This is a genomic window from Mycoplasma simbae ATCC 49888 (assembly GCF_000702705.1).
GTDB lineage: Bacteria > Bacillota_I > Bacilli_A > Mycoplasmatales > Metamycoplasmataceae > Mycoplasmopsis > Mycoplasmopsis simbae.
Genome location: NZ_JNJG01000004.1, coordinates 166,840 through 186,167 on the forward strand (window position 1 = coordinate 166,840; position 19,328 = coordinate 186,167).

Annotated in this window: 16 protein-coding genes and 1 other RNA gene; 5 read left to right on the top strand and 12 right to left on the bottom strand. The window is 31.1% G+C overall.

Annotated features, from left to right (window positions below; genetic code table 4):
• Positions 1-7 precede the first annotated feature (7 nt).
• Genes T329_RS0100840 through def form a run of 3 tightly spaced genes read right to left on the bottom strand, consistent with a single transcriptional unit; the run spans position 8 to position 3,936 of the window.
• Positions 8-2,158 carry a helix-hairpin-helix domain-containing protein gene (locus T329_RS0100840; RefSeq protein ID WP_029608552.1) on the bottom strand — a complete coding sequence of 717 codons (2,151 nt, stop codon included), beginning with the start codon at positions 2,156-2,158 and terminating at the stop codon, positions 8-10.
• Entirely contained in the window at positions 2,158-3,294 is a 1,137-nt protein-coding gene (locus tag T329_RS0100845; protein ID WP_029608553.1) for a hypothetical protein, read from the bottom strand. The genes T329_RS0100840 and T329_RS0100845 overlap by 1 nt, the downstream gene beginning before the upstream one ends.
• A gap of 54 nt (positions 3,295-3,348) precedes the next feature.
• Positions 3,349-3,936 carry a peptide deformylase gene (gene def, locus T329_RS0100850; RefSeq protein ID WP_029608554.1) on the bottom strand — a complete coding sequence of 196 codons (588 nt, stop codon included), beginning with the start codon at positions 3,934-3,936 and terminating at the stop codon, positions 3,349-3,351.
• Positions 3,937-3,968: 32 nt separating this feature from the next.
• Here def and rsmD point away from each other — a divergent pair, with 32 nt between their 5' ends.
• Positions 3,969-4,517, top strand: a complete 549-nt coding sequence (gene rsmD / locus T329_RS0100855; protein WP_029608555.1) for a 16S rRNA (guanine(966)-N(2))-methyltransferase RsmD — start codon at positions 3,969-3,971, stop codon at positions 4,515-4,517.
• Here rsmD and ffs read toward each other — a convergent pair.
• Positions 4,508-4,604: signal recognition particle sRNA small type (gene ffs, locus T329_RS03820), an RNA gene on the bottom strand. The two genes, rsmD and ffs, sit on opposite strands and share 10 nt — an antisense overlap.
• 48 nt (positions 4,605-4,652) lie before the next feature.
• Between ffs and T329_RS0100860 the strand changes: the two genes are divergently transcribed.
• Positions 4,653-5,633, top strand: a complete 981-nt coding sequence (locus T329_RS0100860; protein WP_029608556.1) for a LacI family DNA-binding transcriptional regulator — start codon at positions 4,653-4,655, stop codon at positions 5,631-5,633.
• Positions 5,634-5,662: 29 nt separating this feature from the next.
• Here the strand turns inward: T329_RS0100860 and T329_RS0100865 are convergent, their stop codons facing one another.
• From T329_RS0100865 to gyrB, 6 genes are all read right to left on the bottom strand, one after another.
• A complete protein-coding gene (locus tag T329_RS0100865; protein WP_029608557.1) occupies positions 5,663-6,814 on the bottom strand; it encodes a hypothetical protein in 1,152 nt (383 codons plus the stop codon).
• The gene (locus T329_RS0100870) at positions 6,814-8,064 is read right to left on the bottom strand and encodes a hypothetical protein (protein ID WP_029608558.1); all 1,251 of its coding nucleotides are present in this window, start codon (positions 8,062-8,064) and stop codon (positions 6,814-6,816) included. The genes T329_RS0100865 and T329_RS0100870 overlap by 1 nt, the downstream gene beginning before the upstream one ends.
• Positions 8,065-10,326 (bottom strand): S8 family serine peptidase, encoded by a 2,262-nt coding sequence (locus T329_RS0100875; RefSeq protein WP_029608559.1) that lies wholly within the window; start codon positions 10,324-10,326, stop codon positions 8,065-8,067.
• A gap of 83 nt (positions 10,327-10,409) precedes the next feature.
• On the bottom strand, positions 10,410-10,853 hold the full coding sequence (smpB, locus tag T329_RS0100880; protein ID WP_029608560.1) for an SsrA-binding protein: 444 nt from the start codon (positions 10,851-10,853) through the stop codon (positions 10,410-10,412).
• Between the two features lie 56 nt (positions 10,854-10,909).
• Positions 10,910-11,224 carry a thioredoxin family protein gene (locus T329_RS0100885; protein WP_029608561.1) on the bottom strand — a complete coding sequence of 105 codons (315 nt, stop codon included), beginning with the start codon at positions 11,222-11,224 and terminating at the stop codon, positions 10,910-10,912.
• Between the two features lie 111 nt (positions 11,225-11,335).
• Positions 11,336-13,264 (bottom strand): DNA topoisomerase (ATP-hydrolyzing) subunit B, encoded by a 1,929-nt coding sequence (gyrB, locus tag T329_RS0100890; RefSeq protein WP_029608562.1) that lies wholly within the window; start codon positions 13,262-13,264, stop codon positions 11,336-11,338.
• Between the two features lie 143 nt (positions 13,265-13,407).
• Between gyrB and T329_RS0100895 the strand changes: the two genes are divergently transcribed.
• A complete protein-coding gene (locus T329_RS0100895) occupies positions 13,408-14,784 on the top strand; it encodes a DUF2179 domain-containing protein (protein ID WP_084273860.1) in 1,377 nt (458 codons plus the stop codon).
• A gap of 91 nt (positions 14,785-14,875) precedes the next feature.
• On the top strand, positions 14,876-15,790 hold the full coding sequence (locus tag T329_RS0100900; protein ID WP_029608564.1) for an HpyAIV family type II restriction enzyme: 915 nt from the start codon (positions 14,876-14,878) through the stop codon (positions 15,788-15,790).
• Positions 15,791-15,818: 28 nt separating this feature from the next.
• Here T329_RS0100900 and T329_RS0100905 read toward each other — a convergent pair whose 3' ends face one another.
• Together T329_RS0100905 and T329_RS0100910 are read right to left on the bottom strand one after the other, a co-directional pair.
• Complete coding sequence (locus T329_RS0100905) at positions 15,819-16,754, bottom strand: ABC transporter ATP-binding protein (protein ID WP_029608565.1); 936 nt, start codon at positions 16,752-16,754, stop codon at positions 15,819-15,821.
• Between the two features lie 8 nt (positions 16,755-16,762).
• Positions 16,763-18,475, bottom strand: coding sequence for an ABC transporter permease (locus tag T329_RS0100910; RefSeq protein WP_029608566.1), 1,713 nt, complete (start codon positions 18,473-18,475; stop codon positions 16,763-16,765).
• Positions 18,476-18,577: 102 nt separating this feature from the next.
• Here T329_RS0100910 and nadE point away from each other — a divergent pair, with 102 nt between their 5' ends.
• Positions 18,578-19,327, top strand: a complete 750-nt coding sequence (gene nadE, locus T329_RS0100915) for an NAD(+) synthase (RefSeq protein WP_425411725.1) — start codon at positions 18,578-18,580, stop codon at positions 19,325-19,327.
• Position 19,328 lies beyond the last annotated feature (1 nt).

Here is a 19,328-nt window from a genome sequence, read left to right on the forward strand (position 1 = left end):
ATTCGTTTTATTCGTAAATTAATTTACCTTGGATTCTACCACGTTCTAAATCATTATCTAGAATTTCAACTTTGATGTTGTCTCCTACTTTAACAACATCTGAGGGGTGTTTAATGTAGTGTTTTGGATCTTTCTTCATGTTGCTAATGTGAATTAATACATTGTTTTTAATTCCAATATACACAAAAGCACCAAAATCGGTTACACTCTGCACAGAGCCATCAAGCACCATACCTTTTTGCACATCTTCGGCATTTAACACATCTTTTTTCAGTATATATCCGTCTTTTTCATCTCTAATATCTTTGGTTGGGTTTTTCAATGCATCCACAATTAAGGTTACATCATAAATATTAGAACTTAGCTCTTTTGCTAAATTATTTAGATCAATATTTTCAAGGATTTTTGTATCAATTTCGTGTAAATCAATGCCTAATTTGCCGCACAATCTAGTTGCTAGCTCGTAAGATTCAGGGTGAATAGATGTACGATCAAAAAAGTTTTCAGAATCATGAATGCGTAAAAAACCAATACTTTGTTCAAACGCTTTTGGGCCTACACCTTTTACTTTTTTCAATTCGTTTCTGTTTTTAAAACGTTTAATTTCGCTACGATAATCAATGATATTTTGGGCCATTTTTTCAGAAAGTCCAGAAATATAAGTCAAAATCGTTTTAGATGCTGTGTTTAGATCAACTCCAACTTGGTTGACAACTTTATCAATTTTAAATGCTAAGGCTTGAGTTAGTTCTTTTTGGTTAACATCGTGTTGATATTGACCAACACCAATTGATTTAGGATCGATTTTAATTAATTCATTCAATGGATCCTGGAATCTACGTCCGATATTTACAGCTGAACGTTCTTCAACACTAAAGTCAGGAAATTCTTCTTGAGCAATCTTAGATGCTGAATACACTGATGCTCCAACTTCAGAAACTACAACATAAGAGATGTCTTCGTTTGTATTTTTTGTTCGTTTATTCAATAAATTTGCAATAAATTCTTCAGTTTCTCTAGATGCTGTACCATTTCCTATTGCTATAACATTTACTTTGTATTTATCAATTAATTCATTGACAATTTTGCTTCCTTGTTCAATTTGTTTTTTTGGTGGCGTTGGAAAAATCAACGCTTTTTCTAAAAAGTTTCCTTGTGGATCTAAAACAGCAATCTTGCAGCCGTGAATATAGGCTGGGTCAATAGCTAAAACAGTTTTATTTTTAACCGCTGGCCAAAGCAACATGTTTTCTAGACTTAAGGCAAATAAATTAACTGCTTCTTTTTCTGCACGAGCAAATAAATCTGATTTAATTTCGCGAGTAATTGAAGGGATAAGTAATCTATCAAGAGCATCTTGAATAGACGCGTTCATAATTTTTCCCGTACGTTTGTTTTTAAAGTATTTGTTGTTTAACTCGTACAAAATATGTGTTAAAGAGAATTCAAAATCATATGAAATAATCTTTTTATCTTCACCACGACTAATAGCTAAAACTCTATGGTTGGGTATTGATTTAACTCTTTCTTTGTAGTCATAATATTGCTCAAAATTACGGTTTTCATCTTCAGCATTCTTTTTCAGTTTGGTTACGATAAAACCAAAATTAAATATTTGATTTTTTACATAATCCCTTGTACCAGGGTCTTGAGAAATTCATTGACTAATAATGTATTGAGCTTGTTCTATGGCTTCATCAACACTGGTAACCTTGTCTGTAATGAATTTTTCAGCAAAGTGGTAAGGGTTGAATTTTGGGTCTGTATTTGTATAAATTTCTTTAGCGAGTGGCTCTAAACCTAAAGCGATTGCATCGCTTGCTTTTGTTTTTTTGCCAACTTTAAATGGTTCATAGATGTTTTCAACCTCTGCTTTAGTTTCGGCCTGTTTTAATTTCTTTTCAATTTCAGCAGTAAGCAATTGTTTTTCTTTAAGAATTTCAATGATTGCTTCTTTACGCTTGTTTAATTCAACATCGTATACATACATTGTGTTGATGTTGTTAATTGTTTCTTCATCAAGACCGCATGTTTGTTCTTGACGGTATCTAGCAATAAAAGGAACTGTTGAATTTTCGGCTAGTAAATCCAACACAGTTTGAACTTGTTGCTCACTAATATTCAGTTTTTTAGCAACAAATTTTACAGAAATATTCATTAATCCTCGTTTCTATCATCTAGCAATGAATCAAAAATATTCAGTGCAATTTTTGTGGTTTGTTCATCATCTAAACCAACAAATTTTTCAACAAGCGTGCTAATAACTTGTTCTTTTTGTTCTTTAGTTAGCTCCGCTTCAATTTTTTTAACGTCTGGTGGCAAGATAAAGTCAACACTTGTTTTTGTTGGATCGTTTAAGGTTGCCGTTACTAAGCCTTTCATTTTCTCAATTTCAGTTCTAATTTTTTGCTTGTCAGATTCGCTAACGTTAACATTTTTTAGTGCTTTTTCAAACACTTCAAAAGATTCCTTGGTTTTACCCACTCCTGAAAGAACAATTGAAATTGTTTCGGTAAGATCATTTAACTGTTTAACTTCTTCTTTTGTTGGCTCAGTTCTAAACGGTTTAACAGTTAAAGTGTTGTCAATAGGGTCATATTTTGCGTCTGGATCTTTAAACGCAGTTGAAAGATCTTGAATTTTTTCTGGAGAAAGCTCTTTTTTGTATAGCTCACCAAGTGTTGTAAATAAAGGTAAAAATCTTGAAATACCTTTAATTTTGCCTCCTGATAAGGTCTCCAGAATAGTATCATTAGTTTGAATTGGTTTATTTTCATAACCAAATAAACCAGCAATGTTTATTGTTGCAACAGCAAAAGGTAAAGTTGATATTGGTGCAACAACAGCCCCTAAAGCACGATTAAGTTTTACACCCTTGCCTTTGGATTTAAGTTTTTTGGCACTCAAGCCAGAAACATTCATAATTATGCTAGTAATTGCTAAAGCTACCGAATGCATCAACGCAATCGAAAGAAGCAATACAGCACCAGCAAGCACTTTTTTCAATTCTTCATGATATCTCTCTTGCTGTGGATCATTTTTATCGATAAAATATTGAGCTAAATCAGTATTTGTTGCAATTATAAAGGCAATTATTGCTACAACAATACTTAAGCCGACCATTGTTAATGCTGGCCAAAAACCTTTAGATAGACCTCAAATGAAGCCAATTCCAAGGAATAGACAAAGAATTACAATAGCTAAAATTCCGACAAATTCTTTATCTGCGTTTTCCGAAATTTTGGCAAAAAAACCAAGTGTAGTAGAGTTAGAAAAAGATGTGTTTGTATTCATGGTTTTATTTTACTTTAAAAACTTGAATAGACAATAAAAATGCACTCGCGTGCATTAGTTAATTAGTCTTGAGTTTGGGATTTGCCGTCATGGAGTTTTTTTGTCAATGCGGTCAATAAACAATTTGCCATCTAGGTGATCTAACTCGTGTTGAGCAACTATTGCTAAATAGCCTGTCAAATCAACACGAACGTGTTTTTGCTCTACATATGAATAAGCTTCAAACACAATTCTATTTGCTCTATAAACCAGTCCTTCTTGACCTTGAATGTTGGTGCCCACACTTAAGCAGCCTTCACCTTCTGAAAGAGCAACTTGAAAATCGCTTTTTGCAATAATTTTTGGGTTAATATACACATCTTTTATTGGTTTTTGGCCATTTTCCAATAAATCTGGATCAGCAGTGCCAAAGTTAATATAGAACATATTTTTCAAGATTCCATACTGTACAGCTGCCACGCCAATTCCAGGTTGATACTCAGTTTCAGGTGTTTGAGAATCATCAATATGATAAATCATTGCCTCTGCTAAATCTATATCTTCTTGACTTAAAGGCAAAGGAACGTCTTGAGATTTTTTGCGTAAAACGTTCTTAGGTAGTTGAGTTATAGTATATTGCTTAACTTTTAATTTATAATTCATAAAAATATGATACCACATTATAAGGAGGCTCTATGTTAAGAGTTATTTCAGGCAAATACCGCAGATTATTGCTTGTTAGCCCCGATAAATCAAATACTAGACCAACCAAAGACAATATTCGCGAGGCAATATTCAACACTTTGCGTTTTGATTTGGCAAACAAAATTGTTTTAGATTTATTTGCAGGCAGTGGGGCAATGGGTATTGAAGCATTGAGCAATGATGCAATGAAATGTGTTTTTGTCGATAATTCGCGCGAAGCAATAAAAGTAATTGAACAAAACCTTAACACATTAAAAATCAATAATGCGCAAGTATTTAAAATAGATGCAATTGCATTTTTGACCAGTATGCACGGCAGAGTGTTTGATTTTATTTTTATTGATCCGCCTTATAAAAATACTGAAATTATCAACAAAAGTTTGGATTTAATTGTTCAAAACAGCTTCCTGAATGATTTAGGTTTAATAGTTGTTGAAACAGATAATCCAACGGAAGTTGCAATGCCTGAGGGCTTAATTATTCAAAAAGAAAAAAAATATGGCAAAACAACAATTTTGTTTATTGCCAAAAATATATAAAAACCAACAGACACAACACTTATTGATGTGGCTGCTGCGTTCCCGCCCTGACCAGGTTACAATGTTATTGTTCTATTGGCTTATTAATTATAGCAAAAGCCGTCAAAATTGTATATATTGTAATATAATAAAAATATGAGAAGTTTTTCATATAAAGATATTTCCACACTTGCAAAAGTATCGATAAGTACAGTTAGCCGTTTCTATAATGGCGGTTATGTAAGCAAAAAAACACGTTCAAGAATTGAAAAAGTAGTTAGAGAACACGGATATTATCCAAATAATGGTGCTAGATTAATAAAAGGTAGAAGTAACTCAATTTTTGCAATTGTTCCTGATGTTTTTGATAGTTCATATGGTCACATCATAAGTGGTATTGAAGGCAGTGCAAATGATAGAAATAAAAAAGTTTTTATCACTCATTCTTCAATTGAACAACACAAATATATTGAAACTATTAGATACTGCTTAGCTTGAAAACCTAATGCGTTGGTTCTGTTTTTACCTAAGCGTGAAAACGACATGATCTTAAACTTTTTGAAAGATCACCCTATTGATTCAACTTTGGTTGTGTATGGAGAGCCTGTTGAGGGTATAAATTGAATTGATGTAGATGTTAAAAATGCATTTTATTCAGTTACTAGAAGTTTTCATGACTATATCGAAGAAAATCAAAAAATTATTTATGCCGACGATGTTAAATTGTCAGAGCGTCAAAAAGAGTTGCGTTTTGAAGGCTTTAAAACTGCCTGTGAATATTTAGGAATTGAATATGAACGTTATTCAATTGATAACCGTAAAAATCAAGATGTTCAAAAATTCCAAAAGTATCTAATTGATAATAAACATGTTAATGTTGTTTGTTCTACACACGAATCATTTGTAAACTTAGTTTCATCTAATGATAATCAACTTCGCCTAACTGATATTGGTACACACTCTATCTACGATACTCAGAAAAAATATAAGGCTAAAATCTTTATTGATTATCATAAAATTGGTGAAAATATCGAAAGAGCTATCCACGATACCGATATTCAAAAACTTGATGAAACTAAAAAAGAATTCGACACTATTAAAACTGAGTTTAGACCAATGATAATTACACAAAAATAAAGCAAAAAACACAGAAATTCTGTGTTTTTCTATTTAGATATTTTGTCAATTATTGACTCAAATTCAGCATCATTTTGGTATTTGAAGTCAAGAGCATCACGGGTGATTATTAATGGAATATCAAGGGTGTTTGTTTGTTGCTTATAATATGTCCATAAATCTGGCGATTTTAAAATCAAGTTATTTAAATATCCATTTACATGTCGATTATAAGCATCAGTACTGTTTACGTAAACTGCAAATATGTTTTCTAAGCCGTCTTTTTGTACAATTTCAGAGATATCATAAGATTCTAACGAGTTATCAGGTTCATTTTTTCTACCAGAATAATAGCTTATAAATTCATCAAAATACATAGCATTTTTAGGAACTTCTTCGACCTGAATATTGATAATTTTTTTGCCATTTATATTGATTACTTCAGTGTTAATGTCAATACGTTTGTTTGCAGCATTATTGATATTGAAAGTGACAAAGAATTTATCACGGTTTTGTATTAATTTAACATTTTTCACGCGAACTTCATTTGAGTGGTTATATAGTCAATCATTTGTGCGGTATTTGATATCTAATTTATTTTTTCAATCATTTTTTTCAATATTATTTAGTGGCGAGCCTGTGTATTTTTGATTAAAAACATTCGTACCAATCGTATTTTCAAAAGCATTTACAAAAGCGATAACATTAAGTTTTTTATTAAATTCTGCGCTATTATCAATTGGTGTTCCGAGAATTTCGAAGGCTTCATTAATGATAAAGTTTTTTGCCTCAAGTTCTATTGAGTTAAAATTGAAAAAAGCATTTGATTCTTTGGTTGTCGAAGCGTTAAAAATGTAATTTGGCACAAAATACTCAATATATTTTAGATACGAATTCGCAAAGTGTTTTGTAGAGAGATTATTATTAACAAAAATGTATGCGAGCATACTCATAATTAGGCTGTCATGCTCACGGGTTGGACTTGATTTACTTAACTTAATAATATTAGTTAGTAATTCATTATCGCCTCAATATTTTTGAACATCTTTAGCATGAATATTTAAACCTCATAATTGCATTAGGGAATCGAATTCTTGATAATTTTGTTGCTTTGTATCATTATTTTGTACGTTGCTTACACAAGCGGCGGAAATGATAAGAGGAATTAGTGTGAGACCGGTAATAATTATTTTTTTATACATTATGCCCCTGCTTTAAAGTTTTTTCTTTTCATCATTGCTATAATAGACTTATACTCTTCTTGATTATCTCAGCTATAATCCAGTCCTTCTCTTCACAACAAAATAGGTTTATTTCCAACATTTTGTTCATTTTTAACATATTTTCACAATTCAGATGATTTAGCAACTGTATCATTTAATATATCGTTTACTCAGCTGTTGTATCCGTCGTACCCATTTACGAAAAGCAAGTCAATATTATTCAACCCTATTTTATTAATTTCATCAGTTATATCAATATTTATTTCTGTAAAATCTTGTTGTTTTATTGGGCTGTTGTAATGCATCAAGAATTCATCGAAAAATAATGCTTGTTTTGGATTTGTATACACTGAAACAATGAGGCATGATATACCGGTGTGAGTGCTATTATAAACTTTATAACGTAGATTATTTATATTTAATTTATTGACGTTTAAATTTAAAATGTATTTATCTTGATTTATAAACAATTCAGGCTTATTAGTTCTTAAAAAATGGGTTGTTTTAAACAATTTTCCGTTGGTTTTGAATCTATAATCTTCGTGATTCGTTCAGGACCTTTTAATGTTTGTGACATAATCATAATATCTTTTTTTGCTATTATTTTCGTACTGGGCAGGAATAATGCTAGGTCCCGAAGAAGGTATTTGAGGATCAAAAGTGTCGTAATTAATTGTATTATCATATGCATTTAAAAACGCAATATCACTTATTGATTTAAGTATATTGTTATCTTGATCTTTTATTGTTGATTTTAAGAATGCATTTTGTATTTTTTGCAAGTGTAAATTAAATAATTCAAGACTCTGCTTTCTTGACCCCAATAAAACATTGGTATTTATTTTGCGGCCCGAATCTGTAAAATAATATTGCTTTGTAAGATATGATAAATAAGGTGAAATATATTTTTTTATTTCTATTTTTTGGTGATTTCCCAATATAGATGCGAGCATATTAATTATGAAAACATCATAATATCTTTCTGCCGAGGATAAATGCTTTTCAACAATTTTTTTAACTAACTCCACATCATTTCAGTAGTTTAGAATCTTTCTTGCGGTTAATTTTGATCCATGGGTGGACAATAACTCGTCAAGTTTATCTATTGAATCCTTTTCCTCCCGAGATAAATACACGGTTGAATCTTTATCATTTTTTGTATATACACATGAAACAAGAAATGTGGGCGAGATTAGAGGTATTGCTAAGAGTAACATTTTTTTCAGCATTTAATGGATCTCCGTGTAAGATAATAAAGTTGTGTATTTTTTTAAATATTCAAAGTATAAATCCCTTAAATGTTCAAGCTTTTCATAAAAAGATAACATATAAGGGTATCTTTTGCGAATTGTGTCGCCGTATCCATATCAAATGTAATCATCTTGATTTCCTGTTTTGTACAACGCATAATGTCAAAATGAGTTCAAATAGTAATCTAATTCTTTAAATACGATTGAGTAACTAAATTTTGCGTTATTTGCGTTATCGTTATACAAAAAGTATGTTCTTTCAATATCGCTTAAAGTACTATCGCTATACTCACTTTTAAATATTAATTCCGTGTATTCTCCATAGGGAGAAGCATTTTTGTTCTCATAAGAAATTTTTGAGTTAAGTTTTATATTATCTCTATCGCCTATAGGATCAATATGAAGGCGCCTGTTTTGGGATTGATTTGTATATTTGTTTGCTTCATCCACTTCTTTAGTAAGCTCAGGTTCTTTATTTTTAAGTATTTTTAAAAAATCTTCAAACAACAACTTCTTAACAAGAATTGAGGTTGTCGTTAAGTGGGAACCTTTTTTTATTGAGATATCAGTTAGATTTGTATCAAAATTAATTTTCAACTCTTGTTCTAGTGCTAGCTTATTTATATCTGAAATATGATTTTTAAGATTATTGCTTTTTGCAATTTTAAGCATTTTAAAAAATTTAGGAATGCCGTAACCTGTTTTAGACTTAGCTAAATTTTTCATTAGGAATTCATTTGGACTAGTTAGGTAATATGAATTAGTTATTTTTATTTCATCGGTTTTACTTGAATAAGTGGATGATGAAGCCAAAATTAATTTTGTCTCTGCTAAAGAAAGATTTTTCTGTAGCTCGTGTTGTAATAGGGATATCAGACCAGTTATCATTGGTGCAGCTTTGCTCGTACCCAAAAATTTTGTTAAACCTACCAACTTGCTTTTTAAGTGTTCTTCGATATTTAAACTAATAAAATCTTCATAATGATTTTTATATTTGGAAGAATTAATAAACAATCTGTCAGAATATAAAGAATTGCCGTATGCACTAACAAGAGGAAAGTCCTCGTGTTTATTGTCGTTATATGAGGAAAAATATGAAGCAGTATTGTTGAAATCAACCGATCCAACATTTATGAAATTTTCACAATAAGTTAGGTTTTGTCAATCCAAATAGCTGTTTTGCATTGATGTCCTACTTAGTGATTGTTTCAATAAATTTTCTGTTTTTATACTTACTCCGAATATTTCATTCTCATTCAATATTGAATTTAGCAATTCAAAATCAAAGGAATTAAACTTAGAAGAGCTTTGTGCGTCACTGTTCATGTATGGGGTTAATATGGTATCAAAATCATGCCTGATTTTTTCAACTAAATTACCAAATATATATCCATTCTCTTCAAAAAATAATGTTTTATTAAGAGCGACCTTAAAATCATGGTTTATATTTCCAGTCGATTTAACTATTTTTATATCATTTCTAACTGCGTATTCTTCTAAATCTAAATATTTTTTGCGAATCTGGTTTTTATTAAATATCCTTAGCTCAGGTTTAAGATCATTATCATCAAGGTATAGCTTGGCAACAATTAATTCGCATAAATAATGATAGGCATTTAATAAGTCAGTATCCTCTGCGTAATTAGACGCATTTGTTTTTACAAGTTTCTTTTTATTATTTTTGTCTGATTTTGATTTTTTTTCTCGTAAATAATTGTATGGGCTACCTTCATGACCTAAACTCATATTAAACAAAGATATACCGTGATTTTGATGCATGTATTTAACCTTTTTAAGTAAGATATTATCTGCATCATCATCTTCCTCGTATATATAATCAAAATAAACTCGTGCATTTTTATTGATACCCAAATCTGTTCCAACTATTGACGTGACATAAAATCCGTGATCACCATAAACATGTTCTTCTTCATTTTTAATTTTAACAAGGGTAAAATTAGGATTTTTAGAAAGCAATAAAGTTGAATCAACATCATCAACTTCTATAATACCTACCTTATCAAAATCTGTAGAATTATAATTTTCAACTTTATTAAGATATTTTCCTAGACCTAGTTTGTGATAATATGGCGTTAATAGATTTTTAATAGTATTGTATTCAGTGATGTTAATATTATTAATATAAGAATTCTTATCAGTAATTTTAGCCGATACCGAAGATAACGACAAGCATGGAATTGTTGTTAAAATTGTGCTTAAAATTATATTTTTTCTTTTCATTTTTACCTCAATTAAATTATATTACTTATTCACAGTCAAATTAATCACGTAAAAAATAGTGCATTAGCACTATTTAGAAACGATTATTTATAACTCTGCATAACTTTCTTTAAATAACGGTCATTATCTCTTTTTTTGATCTCTTCTCTTTTATCGGCCTTGTTCATACTTGATACCAAAGCTATCTCGAGTTTAATTTTGCTTTTATTATTAAAATAAATTTTAGTTGGCAAAATAGTGGCATTACCCAAACGATCTTTTTTATTGGCTAGCCTTATAAGTTCGTTTTTGTGCATTAATAATTTACGGTCTTGGGTTTCATCACATTTAACTAGCATGTATTGTTTAAAAGTTGCGTTAGTTAAAAACAATTCATTATTGCGGAAAAAACAATAAGAATTAGTTAATTGAACGGTATTTGCGCGTGCTGACTTGACCTCTCATCCTTGCAAAACTATGCCCACTTCGTACTTATCAATAATTTGATATCCATGCATACCTTTACGGTTGTCACTTATTATTTTCATAATTTAATTATAGCAAAGCGAACAAGCCAATAAAAAGCATAAAAAAATACCTCTAATTAAAGGTATTTTTCCAAGTGAGCTCTTAAGTCTGCGTATGTGTAGTAACCAACCATTTTTTCAGCAACTTGACCGTCTTTAATTACAAATCAAGTTGGAAGGTTTTTAACACCAAATTCGTTTGGTAATTGTAGGTTTGCGTCTACATCAATACGGTACACATTAAATCCATCTTTTTCAGATAATTCCTCTAATGAGTGTTTGAAGTTTCTACATGGAGGACATCATAGTGCGTGAAACACTAATAGGTATGTTCCTTTTTCGACTGGATAAACTTGTTCTTTAAATTCTTTTTCGCTAATTTCTCTAAGCATTTTTTGCTCCTTTCCAAAGCTTTGATAACATTATTTTATTACAAAAAACGATTTTTTGAGTAAATAAAATAATGTTTTTTTGTTTTTTGCAAAATAAAAGCACCTGAGTGCTTATAAATCAATATTTTTTACATATTTGGCATTTTCTTCAATAAATTCACGACGAGGGAACACTTCACCACCCATTAGGGTAGTAAACACTCAATCCGCTCTAGCGGCATCTGCAATTTGCACCTGCAACATTTTTCTGTTTTCTGGATCCATAGTTGTTTCTCAAAGTTGCTCGGCATCCATTTCACCTAAACCTTTATAACGTTGCACAGTAATTTTTTGTCCATTGTTTAATTCAGCCATAACTTTTTCTTTTTCTTGATCTGAATATACATATTTAAGTGTTTTACCTTGTTGCAGTCTATATAAAGGTGGTTGAGCAATGTAAATAAAACCATATTCAATTAAAGGTCTAAAATAACGGTAAAAGAAAGTTAGCAGAAGCGTTCTAATGTGTGAACCGTCAACGTCGGCATCGGTCATAATCACAATCTTGTGGTATCTTAACTTATTAATATTAAAATCTTCACCCACACCTGTACCTAATGCTGAAATTAAAGATAAAATTTCAGCGTTAGCAAATACTTTACTTGGAGTATTTTTTTCAACATTAATAACTTTACCTCTTAAAGGTAAAATAGCTTGTGTTTCACGGTTTCTACCGTTTTTAGCTGAACCGCCAGCTGAATTACCCTCAACAATGTATAGTTCACTAATTTCTGCGTTTTTTGAAGAGCAATCAGCTAATTTACCCGGTAATGAGCCTGAATCAAAAACAGTTTTACGTCTAGCGGCGTCCCGAGCAGCTTGACCAGCCAGTCTTGATCTACGTGCTTCATGAATTTTTTGCACTAATCTTTTTGCTTCATTAGGGTTTTCATTTAAAAAACGTTCTAACGATTCACTAAATACTTTATTCACCGCAATTCTTGCGTCTTTGTTACCTAATTTACCTTTTGTTTGGCCTTCAAAAATTGGGTCGGTATGTTTAACTGAAATAATTGCAACAATTCCTTCTTTAATATCGTCACGAGTGAATTTATCATCTTCGTTTTTTACATATGAGTTAGAGATAGCATAATTATTAATCAAACGCACTAAAGCGTCATAAAATCCACTTTCGTGTGTTCCGCCTTCAACTGTAATAATGTTGTTTGCATACGAAACAACATTGCTTGTAATTTTTTCGTTGTATTGAACAGCAACTTCAACCGCCACCGGGGCTTCATCGCCATAAGCGTATTCACCTTCTGCATAAATTACATCATTATGAATTAATTTTTGGCCTTTATTTAGTTCTTTAACGTAGTCAACTATTCCACCTTCAAAGTGAAATTCAACATTTGAGTTATCACGCTCATCTTGAACTGAAATTTTTAGACCTCTATTTAGGTAAGCAATTTGTTTAGCGTGGTCTACAATGACGTTTTTATCAAATGGGTGTTCATCCATAATTGAAAAATCAGGATGGAATTTAACTTTTGTACCTGTATCTGATGGTTCAACTTCGCCAATTACACTTAAGTGATTGATAATTTCTCCACCGTTAGCAAATTTTGCGTAATGCAATTTGCCATTTCTTTTAACTCAAACTTCAAAATCAGTACTTAAAGCATTAACTACTGATGCACCTACACCATGCAACCCACCTGATACTTTGTAGCTTTCAGAGTCAAATTTTCCACCGGCGTGCAACACCGTTAAAACAGTTTCTACAGTTGATAAACCAGTTTCAGGGTGAGTATCAGTAGGAATTCCACGTCCGTTATCTTCAATAATGGCATAGCCATCAACTGTTAAAGTAATTGAAACTTTGTCAGCATATCCAGCCATACATTCATCAACTGAGTTATCCACGATTTCTCAAATTAAGTGGTGTAAGCCCCTTGGCCCTGTTGAACCAATATACATTCCTGGTCTAACCCTAACAGCTTCTAGTCCTTTTAAAACACGTATATTCGAAGCACCATATTCTTTTTGTTCTGACATTTTCCCTCCTAAAACTCTATTAATATTAATATTAAATTATATATATTTAGGCTTTTAAAAAAAATAATTTATAATTTTAGTACAAAAAATTCAACTAACTTTGCTTAGTTATCTTTTTTATTCACAGATTGAAAGGAGAGAAAATGTCTCAAGAAGATCTAAAGAAAACTCAAGAGCATGATTGTGACAATTCGCATTTAGATATTTTTACGCAAGAGCCTGATAGCCCCGTTTTAAAAACAGTAAAGCGTAAAAATACTGAGTATAGATACACAAAAATGTCAAATTTTGTGCTTAGATTGTCTAGATTTTACGCACCTATGCCAATGTGAAAACTAGCCGCCATAACTTCTGGTTTGGCAGTAATATTTGGTGTTATTAGCGTGTTTTTTGTTAAAAACCCAGGGATTTATAACTTTGGTGCAGCAGCATTTGGACAATCAACGGCAAGATTAACAAACGTTTTGCTAAGGGATAATGTCAATATCACACCTGAAATTTATAATGTAATAGACCACGCATTGTTCTGGATTTTGTACATTGTACTTTCTACGCCAGTGTTTATATTCGGTTGAAAAAAAGCTGGCAAAGTCTTTACACTATTAACATTGCTATTTTTAGGTATTTCAAGTTTAGTTTCGTTTGGTATTGGCCAAATTCCAGGTTCAGGAAAACTATATATTATCGGTAATTTTGAACACAATACAATTCCAGCAGAATTAAAATCGTATATAACAACAAATTACTGGGGTAATAAATCACAAATGTGATCACTAATTCCTCTAGATTGAAATGATGCTGGAAACGTAATTGCGCAAATGATTTTTGGTGTAGTTTATGGTATTTTATTGGCATATTTCTTTGCTGTTATTGCAATTATTGGTGGTTCAGCGGGTGTGACTGGAATTATTGGCGAATACATGTCAGTGGTTAAACGTAAAAACTTTGGAACCATGAATGGTTATATTAACTTGGGTATATTAACCGTTGCTGTTTTGGTTGGTTCGTATTTACCAGGTAGTTTATTAATTGATGCTATAGCTTCTAATGGTGTTGAGCAATGAAAATTGCTTGCGCAAAATATTGCACCGGACGATATTTATAAGCAGGGAAAAATTATTGAAACATTAAGTCAACTTAAATCACTTGCTTGATCACCTTCAATGTATTTTTCACCAAATCTTGTGTCAACATTAATTTCTAACTTTGTGTTTGTATACTCGCTTAACAAATTATTCCCTAGATTTAAAGTTGTTCAATGCAAAGTTTACTCACCTCACATGAGTGCAATTAAAGCTGCAATTATCGGAGATCAAAAAACAATTAATAGCTTTACAATCACCGTTGGCGAAGGCGGATATTCAGGTTCTAAAACCAAAGTTCTTTCATCAATTACGCTATATAAACAAGTACCTAGATTGATCAAAAAAATTCGTGCTGTCGACAAAAATGCACTAATTACAATCTCAAATGTTGCTTCTGTTGATGGAAGATTGTATTTGCCAAATAATAAATTCTAAAAGTGCTTTTGCACTTTTTATTTATGCCTATTGCTTTAATTTTTGTATTATTTATTTATAACTTTACGCAAGTTTACCCAAGGAGATAAACATGGATTACGCAGGCTTTAAATTAAGACTTAAACAAGCACTATTAAGTGGCAATGGACCTAAACTTTTGCAAAAACTTTTTGATGCGCCCTACCGTTATAATTCAAATTTGCATCCATTTAACATCGTGACCAAAATGGAACAATCTTTCTTAAGAACGCAGGAGAACAAGTACTATAAATTCATCTTAGAGTGTGCAGAATACACATTTAGTCAATCTTTTGATTCAGAAAACACTGAATTTTTAAAGAATTCATTCAATCTTAAATATATTGATAAAACTGCTTTGGAAGGTGAGGCAGAAGATCTTACGCCCGAACAACTTGTCAGTGCTTCAAAATCTTGCAAATTTAGAGTAAATTTAGCTTGAATAAACCACGAAAGTAAACAAGTTTATATAATTCAAGCCAAAAAACAAGATACTGATTCGCCAAAACAAATAATGGATTTAATCGACAAAATTGACGAGCGTTTGCAAGCTCTTGCACAAAATTATGTTGACTTTAAAATTAACTATTTTGTATGATTTGTCAATGATTTTTACACAAATAACTATGATTTATTGAATGAAGGTTCAATTAAATTAAGTAATGAAACTACTGATTTTAAAGCATTCTATGGTTCAAGCTTGTTTGGCAACTTTAACCTAAGAAGCAATTGAGATGAAATCGCAAAACATATTGTTGAATTTAAAGCTGAGGATTGGTCAGAGTTGCTCAAAATGCCTAACTTAAATACAGACCCAGAAACACTGGAGTATATGATTTCACTGAAGGAATCATCATGAGATAAAATAATTTCAGATGATGCAAATGCATCTAAAATACGAGAATTAATTTTTGATCTAAGTGACCCTAATAATAACTTTGATCAAGCAAAAGCTAAAAGAAACATAATAATGGTTGAACAAGAATAATAAAATTGGTGCGTGTACACCAATTTTTCTATTCTTTTGCTTTGGCATCAAAGTAAATTTCATTCAATGTTTTTGAATTTTTACCAATGTATTCAACCTCAATGCCAGATTGAATAATAAGTATAGAAAGCTTTTTGAATATTTCACTTTCGCACTCAATAACTAGTGATTTTTCGTCTTTAAGTGAGTATATAATTGAGTATTTTTCTTTGTTTTGTTCAATAAGATCAATAATCTTATTGCATGAATCGGAAACGATTCTGTATGAGTCTTTGGCTTCTTTACGTTTTTGCTCAATTGTAGTTGATTCTTTAACTTGACCTTTATCTAAGACGGTATATGAATCTATATATTGCTCTAATTCACTTAAAATGTGGCTTGAAATAAAAATAGTAATGTGCTTATCTTTATTTAGTCTGTGTAAGGTTTCGTACAACTCAACTCTGGCTTTGGGATCAAGGTTGGCAGCAGGTTCGTCTAAAATTAACAAGTCTGGAGAGTTAATAAGCGCTTGTGCCAGCAAAACTTTTTTCTGTTGCCCAGATGAAAGGTCTTTTCCTTTTCTAGATCAAAATTCTTTTTCTAGATTTAGTTTGCTTAATTGCTCCTCGCACTTGCCTTTAGCATCTTTAGAGTCAATACCTGATAAAATAGCCATTTCTTTAAGATATTCTAAAATAGAAAGTGAAACTGGAAATGTGGCCACTTCAGGAATATAGCCTATTCTTTCTTTTACTTTTTCATTCTTAACGTCTACGCCATCAATGTATATTTCGCCTGTGTAACCTGGATAAAAACCTAAAAGGGTACGAATTAGTGTTGTTTTGCCGGCGCCATTTGCACCTATAAAACCGTGAAATTGACCTGATTTCACATCAAAACTAACATTGTTTAGAGCTTGAAATTGTGTTTTTTTATTTTTGAAATATTTATTAACGTTTTTAAATTGAATTGCTAATTTCATTTTTGCTCCTACGATTTAAAATCTTTTCTTTCATAGCCTTTTCTACCTGCTGTATAGAAACCATATGATAATAATCCTAATAGAGGTAAAAACACATATCAAGGAAGAACATTTATGCTGGTTAGTTTATAAGCTTTTTCAAATTCGTATTCGCTATATAACAACTCATTTAGGCCAATTGAGTCTGATAATTTTTGGTAGCCATACGCTTTGGCAATTTCATTACCAATTTTAATTTCCAAATAAAGTTGGATAAAGCTTTGCGCTCTTTCAATCATTGCATTTACTTGTGCATAGGTGCTTAATTCATCACCTAATTTGGCTTGTAATTTTGCTTTGACTTCGCCTAAAGATGAAGATCCTATAATTATTCGTTTAGCTTCTTTTAATTTGTCGTTTTGGATATCAAAATTAACATTTTTCTTGATTGAAGATAGCAGTTGTTGTTCTACTTCACTTTTAATAGTTGCTAGAACACCTTGAAGAGAAATTATTGATGAATCTGATTCAATTTGTTCTTTATATTTGTTTTTTTCTAGTATTTTTTCTATAAATTCGATGTTTGAATAACCAGGAAGTGAATTTGAAGCAAACACAGAATTGTTTGTTACAAGCATTAAAACTCTTTCGCCGTCAATGTTTAACAAGTGGTTAAAATCATTGATAAAGATTGATAATGGTGAATCAGCAAATCTAAAACCATTTGATTCTGAAAAAGCTTTGTTAATATTTGTTACACTTGTAAAATCTAAGTCTAAGTTTTGAGCTAGTTTATAGTATTTGGTTTCTCTACCTAGATGCGATACTTCAAATGTAAAATCTGTATAATCTGCTTTTTCTAGGAATGAAATTTTTTGACTTTTACCACCTGCTAAGTTGTAAAAGTTATATACATAAACACTTGGTGTAATTAAAACTGCATATCTAAGTGGGTTTAAATTGTAGGCAATTGTGTCATATTGGTAGTATGTGCCTTTTTCATCGTTAAGAAAATATGTTGTGTTGCCGCCAATTAAATTATTTTTGTATTCGTTGTTTAAATCTACGCTAATCTCAGTGTTTTTATCTAAAACCGCTTCTTTTGAAGCGCCTGTTTCAACTCTTGCTACTGATGCATCATATATCGGGGTTAGTCCTATAAGTATTCCAGCCACAAAATTTAGTGCAAATCAAGGCAAAATTGTTGCTATTAAGAATGTTTTGTTGGTTAACACATTTGATAAAGCTGCTCCAATTGAGTTGATTAAAATAACCAAAATAGGTGTTAAAATCAATGATAATACAAATTTTATCAATAGTGAAGTAATTAAAGCGGGGTTGCCTATAGCTATTACTATCAGAGCTAAAATAAATACTAGAACAATAAATGAAGTATTGTATATCAGAGCCACCGCATTAGATGCTAAAAATTTAGCTCTAAATATTGTCTTACGGCTGAAAGGTTTTGAGTACATTACATATTCTAAACCTTCATTTTTGAACGAATACATAACGACAAAACTTGATATAAGCGTGAGTACCAAAACAGCCGAAGAGATAATTCCAATACTCATGTTTTGTGCTAATATTGCCGAATATTCTCTAGCATCTAGTGCTACATTCATAAATACAGACATGCCAAAAAATGTCAACACATTTATCACAGAAAAAACAATAAAAGTGCCTAAAACTGCTTTTCTTTTTACTGATATTTTGAATATAAAATCAAATAATTTTCTCATGTTTCTCCTTTTTATGAAAAAATTATACAATATTAATTTATTGGAGGAATTATGAAAAAACGCATTGGTTTACGTGAAAAAAACACAGTTAATTCAGTACCATTAACTGAAAGAATCGAACAATATAGCCAATATTTAATTGATTGATTAAAGCAAAGAGTTGTTATAGCAAAAGCGAATGGTATTATTGTTGGGATTAGCGGAGGTATTGACTCAGCTCTAGTAGCTGCGCTTGCTAAAAAAGCTTTTCCAGATAATACACTCGGTGTAATTATGCCAATAGATTCAATGTCTTTTGATTTAGATCATATTGAACAATTAAAACAAAATATTCACCTAAACACGGTTACTATTGATTTAAAAAACACATTTGACTCTTTATTTAATACGTTAAATATAGACAATAAAATGGCAATTAGCAACATTAAGCCTAGATTGAGAATGACAACTCTTTATGCTTTAGCTCAGCAAAATAATTATTTAGTGGCCGGAACTGACAACGAGGATGAAGTTTATATTGGTTATTTCACAAAATTTGGCGATGGTGGGGTAGACATTTTACCAATTAGCAGGCTATTAAAAAATGAGGTGCAATTGCTTGCTAAACACCTAAATGTGCCTCAGTGCATTATTGATAAAAAACCTTCTGCGGGTTTATGAGAAGGTCAAAGCGATGAAGATGAATTGGGTTTTTCATACGCAGAATTAGATAATTATTTAAATAATAATAAACAAATATTGAATTCTAATATAAAATTAAAAATTAGTAGATTGCACAAGGCAACTCAACACAAACGCCAAAAAGCATATCAACCCAAAACTATTGAACAATTTTTAAAGGAGAGAAATTAAT